Source organism: Micromonospora sp. NPDC048170, from assembly GCF_040652795.1.
Lineage (GTDB): Bacteria > Actinomycetota > Actinomycetes > Mycobacteriales > Micromonosporaceae > Micromonospora.
Map to the genome: position 1 here is coordinate 145,114 of NZ_JBEZMR010000010.1, position 17,682 is coordinate 162,795.

Genomic DNA, 17,682 nt, shown 5'->3' on the forward strand with positions numbered 1-17,682 from the left:
GTCTCGGGACAGGAGGCGCTGGTGGTCGCCGGCCAGGAAGTGCCGACGACCACCAGCGGACGTCACCGCTATCGGTGGCGATCAGTTCGGCGGGATGCGGCGGGGTTGAACGTCCACCTCCGCGACGCGTCGCGGCCTCGTGCGGCGGATTTCGGCCCGGCCTGGAGACCGGCAGGTCGCGCGGCGGCGGGCGGTATCGGCGCCAGCGTCACGGCCCAGGCCAGCAGCGATGCCGGCCCGGAGCACCGCCCCGATGTACAGGGCGGTGCCCCGGGCTGCCCTGATACACCCGTCACCGGGTTTCGTCCGGCTCGTCGGTGGTGCTGTCCTGCTGTGAGCGGGTAGCGAGGGACCGCAGGACGCGGGCAAGGCTGTCTTCCGAGGGCATGCCCGGCTCGCTGAACAGCCGGGCTTGTGCGGCTTCGACATGTCCTTGGACACGGCGGGCCAGGTCCACGCCGGCCTGGGTCGGGCGCAAGACCACCCGCCGCCGGTCCTCCTCGTGAAGGTCGCGGCGGACCAGCCCTCGGTCAACGAGCGACACGAGAGCATGGGTCAGGGTGGCCTTGGCGATGCCGACCTCGACGGCCGCCGCGCGGGTCTCCACCGCCCGGCGGGCGCAGACCAGCACGAGCACGTCGTACGTGGTCCACGTCAACCCTTCGTCGCGCAGCACGTCGCGTTCGATCTGGGCGCGCACGGTGTTGGCGGTGCGCACCAGTTGCGCCAGCGGACCCGGCCGGGGCGTCGGCATCCGCGCCGCGTTGACCGGCGGCCGGTAGACGCCGCCGACGCGGCGTGGCCGGCGGTCGGTGGCGGCGTTCATCGCATCCACCTGCACCGTGGCGCACGCCGGTGGGGCTTGCGGTTGCGGCGCTGGCCGATCTGCCCGCCGCGGTCCGCTGGTGGCGGCGGTTGCGGTGCCGGCCGGCGCGGACGCTCGATGTCCTCATCCTCGTCGTACATGGTGTTTCCCCCCGTGCTGTGGCTGATGGCTTGCCTGTCGTCTTCTGCCGGTGCCTCACCCCCTTTCGCCGAGTGCCGCGCCGCGGTGGCGCATGAACGGCACCGGGTCGGTGGAGTTGGCGTTACTGAGGTCGCAGCGCGATCCGGCGCACGCGCCCTCATGGGTTTGGAAGTGCAGGTGCGGGCCGGATGAGTGGCCGCTGGTGCCGACCAGGCCGATCTGCTGTCCGGCCTGCACGGTGTCGCCCTCGGTGACATCGGGGCGGCGGACCAGGTGGCAGTAGCGGGTGCCGTAGCCGCCGGCGTGCACGAGGTCGACGTACCAGCCGCAGCCCCGGGTGCTCGGACTACCGTCGATGTCGCAGTTGCCGGTGCTCGGGTCGCAGCCCGACCACACCACCTGCCCGGCGCTGGCCGCCCGGATGACGGTGTTGCGGGGAACGCTGAGGTCCACGCCGGCGTGCAGCCGGCCGGCGCGTGGCCCGTAGCCGCTGCCCACCGCCGCGCGCAACGGCACCGTCCACCCCGACGCCGCCACCGTCACCGGACCGCCCGGGCAGGTGGCGAGGCTGGCCCCGGGTAGCTCAGCGACCGTCGCGACACCGGCGACTGCGGCGACGACCTGCTCGGCGTTGTGCTCGTAGTGGCCGTAGCGGTCGGGGAACGCGGAAACCTGTACGCGTTGGGCGGCAACCGACAGGGGCAGGGTTTCCCAGCCGGTGATGCGCTGGAGCTTGTCGTAGAACTTCCCGCTGGCGTAGACCGGGTCGAGGATCTGCGCCGGGGTCCCCCATCCCTGGCTGGGTCGCTGCTGGAACAGGCCGAGGGAGTCGCGGTCACCGCCGCGCAGGTTACGCAGGCTCGACTCGACCATCGCCGTGGCCACCGCGATGACCCACCCCCGGGCCGGCACACCACGCTGCCGTCCCACGGCGACGATCTGCGCGGCATTGCCCACCTGCTCGGCATTCCACCGCCCCACCGCCCCTACCTCGCTCGTGGGTGCGCGCGACGGTCCGGTGGCGGTGCACGCCGCCGCCGGCGCCTCGTCAGTGAGCACCACCGTCACCGGCAGCCCGCACAACAGCAGGACGGCGATGAGCGCCACACCGAGCCCGATCCGTGCGCGGTTCACCGCGCCACCGTCTCCTGCCGGAGGCCCACCGTGGCGACCAGCCACCGGGCGCCGCTGCGCACGCACCGCAGTCGCAGCACCCCGGCGTCGGTGCGAGCGTCGACGTCGACCCACTCCGCCGTGGCCGCCATCGGCTGACCGGTGCCGATGACCTCAGTGGCGGGCACGTTGGCGGGATTCACCGTGGCCAGCAGGTCCGCGTAGGCGGAGACGGCGTAGGGACGCACGCCTGATAGCCACCGGTCGGCGGGCAGGTTGGGTCGGGCCCAGGCACGCACGAACCGCATCGCGGTGTCCACCGCCGCCGCATCGGCGGCGGTGGGTGTGGCGGGTAGGACACCGTCAGGGTCGGCGGGCAGCGTCCCGGCTGGCACCGCAGGTTCGACGGTGGGGCCGATGGCAGGTGCGCTGCCGGCGGGAGCCGGACCGGTCCCGGCGCAGGCGGTGAGTAGCAGGGTGGCCACCCCCGCGATGGCCGCCCTGACGGGGTGTCGTGTCACTGAGGCTCCTCGGGTGGGACGGGCTCGGTGGGCGAGGCTAGGGCGGTGTTGAGGTGCTGTCCCAGCAGCCGCACCTGGTGGTGGATCTCCACGAGTTGCGGGCGCGCTTGCGGGTGACGGGCCACGACGTCGACCAGGGCGTCGATGTCGTGGCGTAGCTGCTCCAAGTCGGCGTTGATGCGGGCCATCGGGGCCTTGGCGGGGCGCACGGTGCCGCTCATTCGTCGACGTCGCGGGTGTAGTTCCCGTCGAGGTGTCCGTCGCTGGCGAAGTCCAGCTCCGTCTCCCGCCGCGTCATCTCGTCGAGTTCCGTCCATCGCTGCTGGTCCTCCTGGTGGTCGTCGCGCCAGTCGTGACGCGCGTCGTGAATCTCGGCGATGTAGTCCTGGAGCGTGTCGATGCCTTCGCGCAGTCCGAGCAACGCGGCTTCGAAGCGGTGCCAGTCCCACACGCTGGTGACCTCGGCTGGTTGCGTCATGTCGTCCTCCCTTCCGGTTGCGGCGCCGCGCGCTGACGGGCGTCGATGTCGTCGGTGACGGCCCGCTCGGCGTCGTCGGGCCACGGCTGCGACCAGACGGTGTCGCCGCTGCGGGGCGTGTGGTGCCCGTGCCGGCAGCGGGTGATGTCCCAGCCCTGCCAGCGGTGCCGGGCGCGGTGCAGCGCCTCGTGCCAGCGCACCGGCGCGTCCGGGTCGGCCTTGCCGGAGTAGGCGTGGTGCCAGGACACGCTCAGCGCGGTCAGCTCCTCCACCAGAGCGGGATGTGCCGGCCAGCACGCCCCGAGGTCCTGCGCCAGGCCGTAGCGGTCCACGAGCCACCGCGTCCACGCGGCCAGCCACGCCCATAGCTGCCGTGCGGCGTCGGCGTCCAAGTCGCGCCAGCAGTAACCCGTCGGCGCCCACTCGCCAGCGCCTTCCGAGGCGTCGATGCGTTCGGCGAGGGCCACGTGCGCCTCGGCGAGTTGCTCGACGGTGCCGCGCAGGGTGTCGATGAGTTCGGCGAGCTCCGCAAGGGCCCGCTGTTCCTCGGATGCCTGCTGCGGCAGCTCGAACTGGAATGTGCGCTGTGCCATCAGGAGCGCCACCCTTGCAGCCGGGCCGCGAAAGCGGCCTGCGCGGCGCGGAACCGGTCAGCGTCCGGGCGTTCCCACCACGCCGGCTGGACCACCTCGACCGGAGGCATGTTCCCGAGCAGCACCAGGGCGTGCCCGGCCGGCAGCGTGCGCAGCTCTGCCAGGTCGAGAAGGTTTTCCCGACGGCTGTTCTCTTGCACGCTGGCGCGCCCGCCGCCCCAGGACGCCGCCGACGTCACCTCCTGCACCTGCCCAAGAAGCGACTGCGCGTCTTTGAGCGCGGACACGTCCTGCATGCCGCCCATCACGAAGCGGGCGTTCACGCCGTCGCGCAGGGCCTGGCCGCCGTCGCGTCCCCACCGCTGCTGCAACTGGTGTGTGTTCTGGCAGCACAGCGACAGGGCGATACCAGACCCGCCGCCCTCGGACACCAGCTCGGGTAGCGACGGCAGGGGCGCGATGTTGGTGATCTCGTCGCCGACCAGGTGCAGGCACGGCTCGACCCGGCCGCCCACAGCGGTCAAAGCGCGTTGCAGGGTGCGGTAGATGATGTCTTCGGCGATCGCGGCGAACAGCGGCGCGACCAGCGACTGCCCGCTGCGGGTGCCGACCAGGTAGAGGGTGCCGGACTCATCGAGCCACGGCTCCGGCCGGAACTGCTGCCCGCGTGGTGGGGAGCAGGCGTGCAGGATCCGCGGGTTGCTGAACGCGTCCAGGGCGCCGAAGACGACGGACTGGATGGCGTCGCGGCTGCGGCCGGTGGCCTCGCGGTGAAACGCCAACCGGTCGGCCCACACCGTCTGCTGGTGATGGCGCAGAATCCGCTCCGCCCGTGGATCGCTGGGGTTGGCCGACCAGCTGGCCACATCGGTCAGGGTGGTGTTCTCGTCGAGGGCGGCGGCGTGGAGCAGGCCACGGATGATGGACGCGGCCTGGTCCTGAAAGTATTGGCCGTTCTCGGCGTCGGCCTTGAGGCCGGCGCCGGCGGCGAACCCCTTCGCCCGCAACGCAGCAATGTCGGGATCCTCCGCGCCCTCGATCGGTGACCACCGCAGCCGGGGAACCCCGGGAAGCTGCCCCTGCGGTTCGAAGATCCACGTCGGGCCGACCTGCGCGCGCAGGTCGTAGGTGACGGCAGCGACGTCGAGGCGGGTGGAGGTGGTGATGACCGCGCCGCGGGCGTCCGCGACCCGAGGCACCACGTAGCGGCTGGTCTTACCGGCGAAGCGGGCCGCGCCGGCGAGCAGTTCGGTGTACTCGTTGGCCAGGTACAGCGGCTCGCCGGTGAGCGCGTGCTCGCCGAGGCGCCGCGCTACCTCCAGCGGATCAGCGCGACGGCGCACCTTGGTCTGCACGACCTCGGGCCGGTCGCTCTCCTGCACGATCAGGGCGGGGCGGAGAACGTCGACGCGGCGCAGCACCGCCGCCGCCGTGACGACCTGGTCGAGGTCCTTGCGGCGGGCGAACCCGCGCCGCTGCACCCGCCGCTGGGCGAACCGGACCACCGGCACCGTGAAGCCCACGACGGTGGTGCTGAACAACACGAGCCACAGCAAATACAGCAGGCCGGTCGGCGGCAGATCCGCGCGGGCTGCGGCCGGCCACGCCGCACCGGCATCGCCACGGTTGACGATCATCCGTACGGCAATACGGGGCGCATCCGCCGGTGTGCTGTCCGGCCACGACAGATGGGTAAGCAGCCCGCCGAGTTGTCCGGCCAGCCACAGGGTCATCGTTCCCAGCACGACGAGCGTCGCGGCAATGCCCAGCAGCGCCAGCCGCGCCAGGATGTCAGCCCGGGGCATGCCGCGCTTGGGTAGCCGGTGTCCGGGAGACATGAGGGAGCCGGCCATCACCGCACCTGCCCCACCGCGGCGGACTCCCGCGCCTCGTACTCTGCCTCGGTCAGCTCCCGCCCCGGCCGGTCAGGGTCAACGCGCATGCGGCTGTCGGTGTCGACCATGGCCTGCTCCAACGTCGATAACTGGTGCTTGACGACGTAGGAGCGCATCCCGACCTTCCACAACCCGACGCCACGGCGCAGGTGCAGCAGCAGGTTGGTCTCCACGTCGGTGGTGCCGAGGAATTCGCGGGCGGCGTCCAGCGAGCCGGCGGCCTGGCGGTAGGACACCCGCACACCGGTGTCCTCGATCAGTCCGCGGGCAATGCGGACCTGCTCGGAGTCGGCGCTGCCGCTGGCCGCCAGGTCCGAGAATCGGTGGAACGCCAGGATGTTCTCCGTGCCCAGCGCGCGGGCGAGCTTCAGTTGCTCGCGCATCCGCCGCACCAGGCCGAGGTGGCGGGTGATCAAGGCGAACTCGTCGTACAGGCACACCCGAGGTGGGGCGTCGGGGCGGGTCAGCTCCGCCTCCAGCCACGACTGGGCGCAGGTCATCGCCATCGCCGTCATCTGGTCCGAGGTCCGCACCGCCCGCAGATCGAGGATCGCGCCGGGCTGGTCGAAGTCCACCGTCAACGTCGACGCCACCGGGGCGTCGAAGATCCCACCGAGAGCGCCGGTAATCAGCCGCTCCAAGGCGAGACGGACCCGGCGGCTGTCGGCGGCGAACTGGTCGACGTCGTAGTGCACGCCGGCGAGGCGATGCGCCCACGCCTGCGGATCACCCATCGCGCCGAGCACCAGCGACAGGGTGGGCGTGGCAAGCCGATCGGCGCTGGTGCCGTCATCGGCCCGGGTCACCGCGTCGAGGGCGTATTCGATCAGTGACCGTTCGGCCTCACCGAGCGGGCCGCCGAGTTGGATCTCCAGGAGCCCTTCGAGCAGAAGCAGCCGCCGGGCCCGCTGGATCTGCAGCCACAGCGCCTCTCCCTGCCCCGGCTGCCGGCGAATCCCGGCGAGGGGGTTCATCACCACACCCGCGCCAGGACCGATACGCACCGGTCGGATCCCGGCGGCCTCGGCGAGGGCGTCGTACTCGCCCTTGACGTCGACGATGTAGAAGCGGGTGCCGAACGGGATGCCCCGGAACGCGATCGTCTTGAGCAGCGACGACTTCGCCGACCCGATCTCCCCGGTGACCACCATGTTGGGGGCGCTGAGCATCCCGGCCCGGTACAGCTCCCGCATAGAGAACACGAACCCGGTCCGGGAGTACACCTCCTGCCCGATCAGCGGCCCGTCCACTCCGAGGCCCGGGTCGGCGACGAACGGGTACACGCTGCACAGCTGCGCGCTGGTGGTGACCAGCGGCGGCAAACGCAGCCGCCAGAACACCCGTCCCGCCGCCCGCCCCAGCGCGCCGCGTCCGTCGACCGGCGGCGGGCCCAGCAGCCGCTGCGACGTCCGGCGCAGGGCGCGCTGCTCCCGTTCCAGGTCGGCCTGCGCCGCCGCCAGGTCCCGCCGCTGCGCTGCCTGCTCAATGCGCTGCCCAAGGGATCCTTCCCGTCGCACCCGTGCCCGGCTCACGCCCACCACCCCCGCATCGGCTTGAGCCCGCGAGCTAGGGGCAGCGCCCCGGCGACGAAGCCCTGGTCCTGCTCGCCGTAGAGCACCACCGCTTGACAGCCGGTGCGGCCCAGGACGCGTTTGATCGCGCGCACGTCGTGCCGGAGTTGCTCTTCGCTTCCGGCGGTGACGGTGACGACGATCGCGTAGCGGTAGCGCACGTGCCCGACCGCCTGCTCCCGGTCGACCTGCTCCACCGAGCGGGCCTCCTCGTCCTCCCGGGCGGTACGCACGAGCCGCATCTTGCGTTTGGTGACCTCGTCACCGGCGCGGGCGACCTTGTCGCGCCGCGTCGCCAACTGGGCCAGTTGCGCGGGCACCGGCTCGGCGACGAGCGTCACCGCGCGCCGGCCGGTGGTGCGGGTGAACAGGGCCGTCATCCACGTCATGGCCACCGGCTGGCGCGGCATCTCGTACACCCACAGGGTTTGAGAAAACCCGGAGTCGTGGCGATACGACGACCAGCCGACGCTCTCGGCGGCAACAGGTCCGGCCATGTGCGGCGCCACCCCGCCCGCACCTGCGGTCCGCATGTCCACGTGCGGCTGAATCTCGGGGTCAAACTGGGTACGCAGCACCGCCGCGTACTGCCGTGGCGTCAACCAGCCCACCGTGTCGACGCCGGCCTCCTCGACCGCGGCCCGCACACCGCCGAGCTTGTCCAGCACCACGGTGGCGATGGCCGCGTCGGTACCGCCCGCGTCGGCGATCTCCGCCGACAGCTTCTTCGTGTCGAACACGACGCTCAGGTACACCTCGTGGCGTTGCGTCGACGGCGCCGCCCCGGCGGTCAACTCCGCGAGGGACCGGTACGCGGGGGTGTCGGTGTCGACCGCCGCCTGCACCAGGTGGCGCTGCGCCCGGTTGCCGGCATCGGGTACGGCGCGGGCCGTGAGCGCCCACCGGTTCAGACCGGCGTCGGCGTACTCGGTGCCGAGTAGGTTCAGCACCTCCGCCCACGAGGACAGGCGCTGCTGCTGCACCGACGTGTCGGCCAGGACCAGGTTGCTGCCCGCGCACAGCAGGGCCGCGGTGACGGTGTTCTCGCGGCGGTGGTGCAGCAACCCCACCTCGGTCAGCCCGTCAGCGGCGAACGCCGGCAGCCAGCGGTACCCGGCAGCCGGACCCGGAAGGTGCAGATGCGTGCTGCCCGGGTCGGCCGCGAAGACACCACCCCGGTACCGATCCTGTCGGGCGGCACGCTGGGCGAGCGCCCCGGCGACGATGGGGGCCCACTCGGTGACACGGCGGCCCCGCAGCCGCAGCAGTCCCACCGTGAGCAGCAGCAGGGCTGCCAGCAGCATTCCCCCGGCGGCGCCCTGCCGGCCGGCCGCCAAGAGATTCGCGGCTACGACCAGGCAGATCACGCCGGCTACGGCCATGCCGATCTGCCCCCACGAGAAGCCCATGATCGAGCCGCGCGTGGACCGCGGTGGAAACTGGAACTGGGTCACCTGGTCTCCTCACCTAGACCGGAACGATGGGTAGCTCGGCGGCACCGCCAGCGGCAGCGCCCCCCGCACGACCGGCGCCCGCACCGGCCGCAGGGTCGCCCTGCGCCGACGGATTCGCGCTGGACGCTCCACCGACGGCCTCCGGCGAGCCGGTCCCGGTCGCACCGGGCGACGGCGAGTTGGCAGGCGGGGTGCTGGCAGGCGGCGTCGGATCGGACGTCGGCGCCGGGAGTGGCGACGTGCTGGCAGGCGGCGTCACACCGGGCGGCGTCGCCGGGGACGGCGAGCTGGCAGGCGGTGTCGCGCCGGGGGATGTGGCTACGCCGGTGCCGTTGTCTGGCTGTGCGCCGTCCTGCCCAGCCGGGCTGCCGGATGCCGGGGCATCCGCGCCGGTGGCCTTCTGCGCGACGGCGTTCGGCGTGACCGGCAGCGCCCCCTGGCCGTCCGCGTCACCGGGCGCGGACAGCTGTCCCGTCGCCATATCGTCTTGGGCGGTGCGGGAGTCGCGCTCGACCCCCTCGGCCTCCTGCGCGTTCTCCCCGCTGGCATGGCCGGTTTCCGGTTCGCCGCTGGGCTGCCCGATCTGTTCTGCGTCACCGCGACCGTGCAGTGCCTGCACCGCCTCGGAGACCTTGGCAGGTTGCGGGCCGGCGTCGCTGGTGGGGTTCGTCGGGATGGCATCGGCGTTGCCCTGCATCAGCGATGCGGCATCCGGACCCTCGCCGCCGTCGTCGCCGCTGAGGGCATTACTGAGGCGTCGGGCAGCGGCGTCCATGCCGACCGCGCTGGCTGCGGAGGTCAGGAAGCCGCGCGCGTCGACGTCGGCGAGGTAGCCGTCCCACATGCTGGTCAGTCGCAGCAGGATCCATGGCGCGAGCACCATCAGGATGATCATGAACATGCCGCGCAGCACGTTGATGACGTGGTCGCTTTCGTAGGTGGTGCGCGTGCCGTAGATCCACAAGGCGGCGATGAAGAACTTGCTGCTGGCCAGGGCGTTGCAGGTCCAGAACCATTTGCGGCCCCATGAGCGGGTCTCGGCCATGACCTGACCGGTCATCGCCATCGCCCCGAACAGCGCCGCTCCGGCGGCCAGCAGGGAGCGGAACAGCAGCATCACGAACACCAGCACCAGCCCGATCACGCTGATCACCGCGATGACGAAGGCCAGCAGAATCGTGCCGGTGTCCGCGGTCAGGGCGTTGAGCGCGTCCACCCACATGCTCGGCTGCCAGTCACGTTGCTGGTTGCGAGCGATCAGCGCCACGGTCGCCTCGTCCCAGGCGGCCATGAGGATGTAGGCGATACCGCCGGCGAACGCGATCCCGAACAGGGCACGCACCAACCCACCCAGGGTGGACAGAGGGCCGGGGCCGTTGAGTCGCAGCCCGTTGATGGCGGTGGAGATGAGGAAGACGAGCAGCACCATCACAATCAGGACGCCGGAGATGTCGTTGTAGACGCCGTAGAACGGCTCGTCCGGCACTGCGGAGGACTGCTCGAACACCACCTCGGCCAACTTGCCCAACGCCCAGGCGAAGCCCGCGACGGCGATGTCCGTCAGCCCTTCGAACCCCGACCTCGCGGCCTGCTTGACCTGTTCGCCGACCTTGCAGCTCACATCGAGGGTCTCGCAGGTTGGTGGCTTGAGAGAGGAGAAGGGCAGCAGCGACGCGCGTAGGGCCTCGCAGCGGTGCTGCTTCGCCGTCCACCGCTCGGCGTTGCTCTGATCTTCCGTCGCGCGGTCGGTGAATCGTTCGCACCTCACCGGCGGGGCGCCGCCTGTCGGCAGCCGCTCGTCGAGCACCGATGGGGTGCCCTCCGGCGGCGGTGACTGCACCGTGAGCGACACCGCGTCGCACCGCTCTTGCTCGACCGCGCCGGTGGCCTTCGTGCAGTGGGTGACCCAACCGTCGCCCGCTTTCCAGCGCGCCCACGGCAGACACCAGTTCACCTGCGAAGTTGCCTGCTCCCCGCCGGGCGGAACAGGTACGTCGGCAGGGGGCGGCGCGGGACAGGGCTCACCCGGGGTTGACGCAGCGGGGCTCGGGGTCGGCGCCGCAACGGCCGCACCAGCGGGGACGGCTACCGCGCCCACCAGGACCAGCACGCCGACGGCCACGCCGACTCCACGCCGAAGCGAGTTCAACCGCGCCATGAGCTCAGACCGTTCCCGGTACCCACGAGCGTGCGCTGATCACGTCGAGCAGTGGTTGGGTGTCCCGCGGGCCGCCGTCACGGCGCGCGCCCCGCTGGTCCGGCGGAGGCACCGGCACCGGCCGCTGCGCCACCACCACCCGCCAGCGGCCCTGGGTCCAGCGCACCGTCACCGACTGCACGTACCAGCCACCCGCCAGGCCCGTCTGCGGGCCCGCGACGACACCATCGGTCATCGCCCCGGTGAGCGCGCACACCAGCAGCCGCGCTGTCACCTCGCCGCCGGCCGGCACCTGGGCGTTGAGGTCCACGTCGGCGACCCACACCCTGGCGGCCATCGTCTGGGAGATGCCCGCGTTGCCGGCCGGTGGCGTGTCCGCGCCCATCATTTCGGCCACCGCCGAGCCCGAACCGTCCAAAGCGATGATGTCGATCAGCGTTTGCCGCTCGACATCCGGACGGCCCGCCGCAGCGGCTACCGCCACCACGTACGCCGCCGCCGCGTCACCCGCCCCACGAGGAGTCCCCGCGAACCCGACCGGCACTCCCCTGACCAACCGATCGCTGTAGCCAACCGGCGCAGCCCGCTCCGGTGCACTGGCGCGTCCCGCGACGAAGACGACAGTCCCCGCGACCACCACGGCGAACAGGAGCAGCAGCACTCTCGCGCCACCACGCCGAGCGTCGGTCGTCTTGTAACCGGATTCCCGCACGCGGGACACCTCCTAGATTTCGCTGAGCAGGAACGCGATGATCGACGTCGCCGACCCCACGACGATCGCCACCAAACCGGCCTTCCACATCATCGACTTACCTCGATCGCTGATGATGTGTGCGCCGAAGATCGGTCCGATGCCAAACGCGATCGCACCGGCCGCCAGGCCCGCCACCGCAGAGATCACGCCGAGAAACAGCGCCGCGTTGGCGAGTTTGTAGAACAGATCCGAGCGCGGGACCGCCGCCGGGTCGGGGCTGATCCGGCCGAAGTCGAACCCCCCGCCGGACGGCGTCGGCGTCGGGTCGGGCGCGAGTACCGCCACCACCGCAGGCGCCCGCGCCGTCAACACAGCCGCTACCCAATTCACGATCACAACCAGTTCCTCCCCGTTGAGAAGCCGCCGTTCCTCAGGCGACAGGAGCCCCCTCGCGCGGGTCAGGGGCAGCAGGGCAGCGGTCGACAACCGCTGCGGCGACCTCGGTCAACGCGGTTCGCGTGGCCTTGCTCAGCGACCGAGGATCGAGCAGGTCGGGACGCGCGAGCACTGGGTCGAAGGGCACCCGGACCAGATGCGTCGCCGCCTGCCGCGCGAGGTGCTCGACCGCGCGAACCTCCCGCGCGGTGGAGTGGGTGGTCGTCATGACCACCACCACCGCGGACTCCGCCACCTGGCCCAGTCCCGCGGCCTTCAGATGAGCCAGTAATCGCATGGTGTGTTGCAGGGCATCGACGGTGGCGCGAGTCACCAGCACCGGCACGGTCGCCCACCCCAAGGCCCGCCACGTCGGGGTGTTGTCCGCCGCAGGAAGATCCAGCAACGCCATCGCGTACACCGACCGCAGATGGCCAATCACACCGAACATCTCCGACCAGGTGGGAGGACGCCGCTGCGCCGTCATCCGGCTCTCACCGACCAGCACACGCAGGCCAGTCGGCCCCGTCTGCATCAGCCCCTCGGCGACCAGCGGGTCAGCCAACTGCTGCTGGGCGACGCTGGCGTCCCACGCCGAGGCCGAGCCACCTCGCGCCACGCGGTGGCCCAAACCACCCCACGCACGTCCGGTCGCGTCCACCGCCACGATCGGCGCGGGACTTGCCAGCGCCAACACCCCACCGAGCGCCGCCGTCAACGTCGACCGCCCCACACCGCCATCTGCCGACGACACGCTCACCAAGGGGCAGCCCGCGCGCAGCGACGACATGCGCAGCCACAGCGACTCGACCCGGCTGCCGCCGCCGAACTCGCGAGGAATCTCCCGCGGTCCTTGCGTCACGCCCGATGCCCACCAGGGCGCAACGCTCTCCGGACTGGCGCGGTGCGCCGTGGACCGGCGCGGTTCGGTTGGCGGAGCGGGCGTCACCCGCTCCGCCAACCTCCCCCGTTCGCCGTCCGACACCTCCGAAGAGGTCTCGGTGCTGGCGAGATGGCCTGCTCGGCCAGTCGATGGATCCGACACGTCCGCCTCCCCCGAAGGCTCGCCGTACAGCACAAGCCAGCGGCGACGCGATGTCGTCGCCGCAGGCCGGTCCCCCGTTACTGTCACGACCTGGACGTCGACCACACGAGCAGGCCCGTCGAATACGACCGTGTCACCACAAGGGTTCGCGGTCCTCCAACGAAGCGAATCGGAGCCCCACAACCCCCTCCAGCGAGGCCGACCGATGCGCTACCCTCAACCCACCAAGTTGGCACTCGTCCAACTTGGTGTGGCTCGGGCACTGAGAGTTAAGCACAGCCGACGTGGAACTTCCACATAAAGTTGGATTGCAACCAACTCTAGTCGCAGTTTGGGGCGTCATGGCGGCATCGCACGAGGACCCACCAGGTGGCTCCGGCCCGGCACTCATTAGAGACCGGCTTCGATACCTGTACGCCCATCACCACCCCAAGGGCCGAGGTCCGTACACGGACGCCGAGGTGTCGGAGGCGCTCAAAGCCCGTGGTCATCGCATCTCTCCAGAGACCCTGCGCAGACTGCGCAGCGACGAGCACAACAACCCCACAGCCGCGACGCTGACGGCCCTGGCCGAGTTCTTCAACGTCTCGCCAGCCTTCTTCCTCGACTCCTCCCAGAGCAGCGCCGACGTCCAGGTACTCACCCGGTCCATCGAAAAGCTGTCACCCGGAGCACGCGAAGGCATCGCCGCGATCATCCAGAACATCCTGACCATGGAGCAAGCCGCCCAGACGGCACCCGACTCGCCCACGAGCAGGCACGGGCACACGAGCGAGTAACCAAGGCGGCCCACAGCCCAGCAGCCAAATAGATCTACCCGGGTCGACAGGCCTGGCATCGACCGCTGGCCAACGAGGCTTCTCCCCCAGCGACGACGACCGTCGAGCACGTCAACGCCTACTTGCCACCGCCCTCCCGCTTATCAGCCGGCCTCGCTTACCCGCCGATGCGGCCAATCGTGGCCGGATCGACGCCGGTCCCGAAACCACAGGTCAACGCCGCCGCCGAGCGATCAGGGGCGCGCGACAAGCAGCTTCGCGCCTGGCCAGAACAGGAACGCGCCACTACGGTCACGAGGCTCAGATGCCAAACAGCATCACGTGCCACGACCGCACGCGGCGACGGGAAGGATGTAGCGAATGGTAGAGCGATGGGCCGTAGAGCGCGCAGTTCGAGACGCTGAATGCCGCCTCAGCCCTTCCGGACGCCATCTTATCCTCACACTCTTAACCTGGACCGACACCTCAACCGCAGCAATCCCGGCGCATTTCTCCCCGAGCTTGACAGACTTGGAACGGGCAACTGGAATGGCCCGCTCCACAATCGCCGTCTGGCTCAACCGACTTGAGGAGCTGGGCTGGGTCACACGATTCAGACCAAAGGTGGACGACGCCCGCCGCAAGAGGGCAAGGACCACCTATCGCCTTCGAATCCCCCCACAGACGCTAGTTGGTCCGGCCACAAAACTAGCGCTGGTCCGACAGCCGGACAAATCTGGTCCGACCACCGGACCGGATTCAAACACCAAACATCGCCCCACCGCGCGAGGCTCGACGAACACCAGCCAAAGCCACCCCTACATCCAGGGAGCCAATGGCTACTGCGCCTTTCCCAACTGCGGCAGATCCGCGCCACTTCATTAAGCCGATGGACTGTTCACTCGCGCCCCTAAGGCGCTCCAGGCACCCGCCCGGAGAGCAGGCGGCAGCCTGTCTGTACGATCAACAAGGGCGGCGCTTTACGGTGAAATATGAAGATACTCTCGGAATGACGCGTCAACAACGTCATGAGCTACTACAGGAGCGCTCCTACAGAGGCATGATTCCGCAAGTATCGGCCGACGGGTCTGTCAAACGAACAGCTCTGTCTCACATTCGGTGATGACAGAGGGTGGCTGGTTAGCCGAGCAGGATTCGATGGCGCAGGAGAGCGAGGCCCGCGCGTCCGTACATCTGTCGCTCAATCGCGGCGATAGCCGTGGCGCGGCGTTCGACTGTAACCTCGACCGGGTTGCGGTGCAGTCCCCTGCCAGCGCCGGGCAACTCGCCGCCACCGGCAAACTCGGCGTGAATGCCGGAGTCTGGGCCGCACGTCTCGGCCGTCCCGCCAGCATCCCGGAGTGGATCCGCCGCCACGACGCGATCTTCGAAGGCGGGTCTCTACGGCGACGGGGCCCATATCGGCTTCGACGAACCCCGTCACCATTAACGGCTTGGATCGATACTCACGGCGAGGGGTCGCGCGTCGACAGCCAAGTGCCTGCTCTGCTGCACTCCGTCGACAACGCGCAGCAGGGCCGTCGCCCAGGGGTGGAGCGCCGGCCCTGCGCCGTAGGAGATCATCATCGTTTTGACCCGCTGGACCGAATCGCGCAGCCCCCACCCCGCCGGACGGGGCGGGACGTCGGGAATGCTCGTCGGACGAGCAGCCACCAAGCAGCCAGACGTCCACAAGGGACAGACAAAGCAAGAGCCGAACCCGCGCTTCTTAAGGTCAGGCTTTTATGATCTTGTGCGCCCCAAGGACTCGAACCCCTAACCTTCTGATCCGTAGTCCAGCCTGGTGCTGATTTGGTTCCGCCTGTGATGGCAGTGTCAGTTACATCCGAGCACCAACGGAGCAGCAGCACGAGTCGTCGCCCACTGCGCCGCAGCCGTCACTCGGTCGCGGCAACCCGGGAGACGCGCTTACCGTGGTGGTTCGTCACGGGCCAGTTGGGCCCACATGGATCTTGATCTCGATGATTCAGTTCGGTTGGGGCAGGACGACGGGTAGCAGTGAGAGCCTGATGACGCGTTGGCGATCTCCGTGTGCGTGGAGTAGGTAGTCGCGGCGGCGGGTTGGCTCGTCTGGTGTGATGGCCTGTAGCAGCCGGGGGTGCTTGGCCAGGCAGGCTGCGGCGCTGTCGATCACGGCGCTGGTGTCCATTCTGTTACGGATGAACAGCACCAACGCGACTCGGGTGTCGCGCCAGATGGTGTAGCCGAGGAGTTGGTCGACGGCTTCGGCGAACTTGGCTGGGCCGTGCCAGATCTTGCACTCGCCGATGAAGGCGTCTCGGTCTCGCCACCGCAGCAGAATGTCGGTCTTGCCGCGGCCGAGGAAGGTCTCGCCGGTGGCTGCTCCCTGGTAGTTCGCGTTGAGGATGAACAGGAGGAAGTCGCGGATGGTTTCCTCATCCTCGCCGAGCAGCTTGCTGGCGGAACGAACAAGACGCTCAAGTGCGGCGGTAAAGGACGAAATGGTGGTGGTGATGTCCTCCGCGATCTGCTCGGCGAGGTGCCACTCCTGAGTTCCGGCCGCGACGGCGGCGTCGAGTTGCGCGACGGTGAGCCTGCGTGGCTGGAGAGGAATACGTTGCTCTGCCGACCGGGGTGCGAGCGGGATGCCCAGCGCGTCTGTCGCTGCGAGCACGGCCTGTACTCTGCGAGCACGGGCTCCCACGGTGGCCATCACCTGCGCACGCATGTCGGCTCGCTGTCGCTGAATCTCTTCGTTGGCGGCAGTTGCCGCGTCACGAACCTTCGCCTGGAAATCGTCGATGTACGTGCGGAGTCTTTCGGTGTCGGCCATCGCGTCAGCGATTTGCTCGTTGGTGCCTTGGCCCGCCACCAGGTACCACGTGCCCGGCTTGTCTCCCTGCATGTGCCCGCCCGAGAGGACATTGCGGGACCCGAGTGCGCTGGACGCGCCCTCGACTGTCACGCACAGCTTCAACTGGACCAACGGCTCCTCGCCCTCACGCCCGTTGCCATGCGACAGCTCAGGTGTCTCGATCCACAGCCCCGCATGATCAACCGTGACGGGGGCTGCGGCGCATTCCTCGACGATGGCATCGACCAGGGCGTCCACCGGCGTCCGGGCGAGCATCTCGTCGGACACCTCGCGGGCACGCGTGAGGGCGACTTGCAGGCGCGCCGCGTAGTCGGTGGCGTTACGCCCGATCGGACCCCTCAGCGGGTGCTGCGTGAGCGCCATCTGTCCTCCATCGACCGATCCCCATTAAGCCTGTGGCCTGCCGGATCCGCCGGGCCACGGCCTCCTATCCAGCGGAAGGCCCGCTCCGCGGCTCTCGTGTCCATCGAAAGGTCAGCCGGCTCCTACCGTACGTGCCGCGGGCTGTAGCGACGCCGTCATGCCGGCCATCGTGGCAACCGTCTTCAGGTGCTCGGCTGGCACGCCTCGGCCGGCGAGGGCGCTGACGATCAGATCGGGATCTTTCAGCAGCCCTTCGGCGCGCAGGTCGGTCAGGATTCGTTGAGCGCCGTCGCGACCGTGTCCACGGCTGTATCCATTGTTGCCGTAGAAGACCAGCGCGTCCAGGTGCTCGACCAGCCTCGGGTCGAGAGCGGGCGCGGTCTCTCCCGTGAGTAGATTCCGGGCACCGAGCGCTCGTGCCCACCCGGACAGTCGCCACGGATCCGGATGCTCGACGACGGCGAGGGCCGTGCCGTCGGCCAGACGCATTGCGCGGTGAAGCGCGGTGGGTGACGGCGCGTGCGCGATCACCGCGCCGGGCCGGAAGTCAAGGCGGTTCGACCTCGGCGAGACATGCCGACCCCTGCGGTACCGGTCGAACAGGTCATGGCCGTGGTACTCCCCGATGCGGTCGGTCACCAGGACCGTAGGCCGCTGATGAGCGACGGCAGCCTTTTCCGCCCACTCCATGACGATCGCGGCTGAGTCCTCCAGCGTGCGATCCGCCGTGAACGGCACCCACGCCGCATCGAATCCGGAGTTCATGGTGCGACGGTACGG

Annotated in this window: 17 protein-coding genes; 2 read left to right on the forward strand and 15 right to left on the reverse strand. The window is 70.0% G+C overall.

Annotated features, from left to right (window positions below):
* Window positions 1-292: 292 nt before the first annotated feature.
* The 13 genes from AB0D32_RS16235 to AB0D32_RS16295 form a co-directional block, all read right to left on the reverse strand.
* A complete protein-coding gene (locus tag AB0D32_RS16235; protein WP_357090277.1) occupies window positions 293-826 on the reverse strand; it encodes a MarR family transcriptional regulator in 534 nt (177 codons plus the stop codon).
* Between the two features lie 195 nt (window positions 827-1,021).
* Window positions 1,022-2,101 carry a M23 family metallopeptidase gene (locus tag AB0D32_RS16240; protein ID WP_357090279.1) on the reverse strand — a complete coding sequence of 360 codons (1,080 nt, stop codon included), beginning with the start codon at window positions 2,099-2,101 and terminating at the stop codon, window positions 1,022-1,024.
* The gene (locus tag AB0D32_RS16245) at window positions 2,098-2,601 is read right to left on the reverse strand and encodes a hypothetical protein (RefSeq protein ID WP_357090281.1); all 504 of its coding nucleotides are present in this window, start codon (window positions 2,599-2,601) and stop codon (window positions 2,098-2,100) included. The genes AB0D32_RS16240 and AB0D32_RS16245 overlap by 4 nt, the downstream gene beginning before the upstream one ends.
* The gene (locus AB0D32_RS16250) at window positions 2,598-2,822 is read right to left on the reverse strand and encodes a hypothetical protein (protein WP_357090283.1); all 225 of its coding nucleotides are present in this window, start codon (window positions 2,820-2,822) and stop codon (window positions 2,598-2,600) included. The genes AB0D32_RS16245 and AB0D32_RS16250 overlap by 4 nt, the downstream gene beginning before the upstream one ends.
* The gene (locus AB0D32_RS16255; RefSeq protein WP_357090285.1) at window positions 2,819-3,079 is read right to left on the reverse strand and encodes a hypothetical protein; all 261 of its coding nucleotides are present in this window, start codon (window positions 3,077-3,079) and stop codon (window positions 2,819-2,821) included. The genes AB0D32_RS16250 and AB0D32_RS16255 overlap by 4 nt, the downstream gene beginning before the upstream one ends.
* On the reverse strand, window positions 3,076-3,672 hold the full coding sequence (locus AB0D32_RS16260) for a hypothetical protein (protein WP_357090287.1): 597 nt from the start codon (window positions 3,670-3,672) through the stop codon (window positions 3,076-3,078). Before AB0D32_RS16260 ends, AB0D32_RS16255 begins: the two co-directional genes overlap by 4 nt.
* The gene (locus AB0D32_RS16265) at window positions 3,672-5,477 is read right to left on the reverse strand and encodes a TraM recognition domain-containing protein (protein WP_357090289.1); all 1,806 of its coding nucleotides are present in this window, start codon (window positions 5,475-5,477) and stop codon (window positions 3,672-3,674) included. The genes AB0D32_RS16260 and AB0D32_RS16265 overlap by 1 nt, the downstream gene beginning before the upstream one ends.
* Window positions 5,478-5,524: 47 nt before the next feature.
* Window positions 5,525-7,099 (reverse strand): hypothetical protein, encoded by a 1,575-nt coding sequence (locus tag AB0D32_RS16270; protein ID WP_357090291.1) that lies wholly within the window; start codon window positions 7,097-7,099, stop codon window positions 5,525-5,527.
* Entirely contained in the window at window positions 7,096-8,592 is a 1,497-nt protein-coding gene (locus AB0D32_RS16275) for an SCO6880 family protein (protein ID WP_357090293.1), read from the reverse strand. The genes AB0D32_RS16270 and AB0D32_RS16275 overlap by 4 nt, the downstream gene beginning before the upstream one ends.
* Window positions 8,593-8,605: 13 nt before the next feature.
* Window positions 8,606-10,546 carry a hypothetical protein gene (locus AB0D32_RS16280; RefSeq protein ID WP_357090295.1) on the reverse strand — a complete coding sequence of 647 codons (1,941 nt, stop codon included), beginning with the start codon at window positions 10,544-10,546 and terminating at the stop codon, window positions 8,606-8,608.
* A 208-nt stretch (window positions 10,547-10,754) separates the two neighbouring features.
* Window positions 10,755-11,462 (reverse strand): hypothetical protein, encoded by a 708-nt coding sequence (locus AB0D32_RS16285; protein ID WP_357090297.1) that lies wholly within the window; start codon window positions 11,460-11,462, stop codon window positions 10,755-10,757.
* Between the two features lie 12 nt (window positions 11,463-11,474).
* On the reverse strand, window positions 11,475-11,840 hold the full coding sequence (locus AB0D32_RS16290; RefSeq protein WP_233600207.1) for a hypothetical protein: 366 nt from the start codon (window positions 11,838-11,840) through the stop codon (window positions 11,475-11,477).
* A gap of 34 nt (window positions 11,841-11,874) precedes the next feature.
* Window positions 11,875-12,741, reverse strand: coding sequence for a hypothetical protein (locus AB0D32_RS16295; protein WP_357090300.1), 867 nt, complete (start codon window positions 12,739-12,741; stop codon window positions 11,875-11,877).
* Between the two features lie 524 nt (window positions 12,742-13,265).
* Between AB0D32_RS16295 and AB0D32_RS16300 the strand changes: the two genes are divergently transcribed.
* Both AB0D32_RS16300 and AB0D32_RS16305 read left to right on the forward strand, forming a co-directional pair.
* Window positions 13,266-13,703 carry a helix-turn-helix transcriptional regulator gene (locus AB0D32_RS16300; protein ID WP_357090302.1) on the forward strand — a complete coding sequence of 146 codons (438 nt, stop codon included), beginning with the start codon at window positions 13,266-13,268 and terminating at the stop codon, window positions 13,701-13,703.
* A gap of 360 nt (window positions 13,704-14,063) precedes the next feature.
* Complete coding sequence (locus AB0D32_RS16305) at window positions 14,064-14,567, forward strand: helix-turn-helix domain-containing protein (RefSeq protein ID WP_357090304.1); 504 nt, start codon at window positions 14,064-14,066, stop codon at window positions 14,565-14,567.
* A gap of 1,102 nt (window positions 14,568-15,669) precedes the next feature.
* Here the strand turns inward: AB0D32_RS16305 and AB0D32_RS16310 are convergent.
* Complete coding sequence (locus AB0D32_RS16310) at window positions 15,670-16,902, reverse strand: hypothetical protein (protein WP_357090306.1); 1,233 nt, start codon at window positions 16,900-16,902, stop codon at window positions 15,670-15,672.
* Window positions 16,903-17,013: 111 nt separating this feature from the next.
* Window positions 17,014-17,667 carry a hypothetical protein gene (locus AB0D32_RS16315; RefSeq protein WP_357090309.1) on the reverse strand — a complete coding sequence of 218 codons (654 nt, stop codon included), beginning with the start codon at window positions 17,665-17,667 and terminating at the stop codon, window positions 17,014-17,016.
* Window positions 17,668-17,682 lie beyond the last annotated feature (15 nt).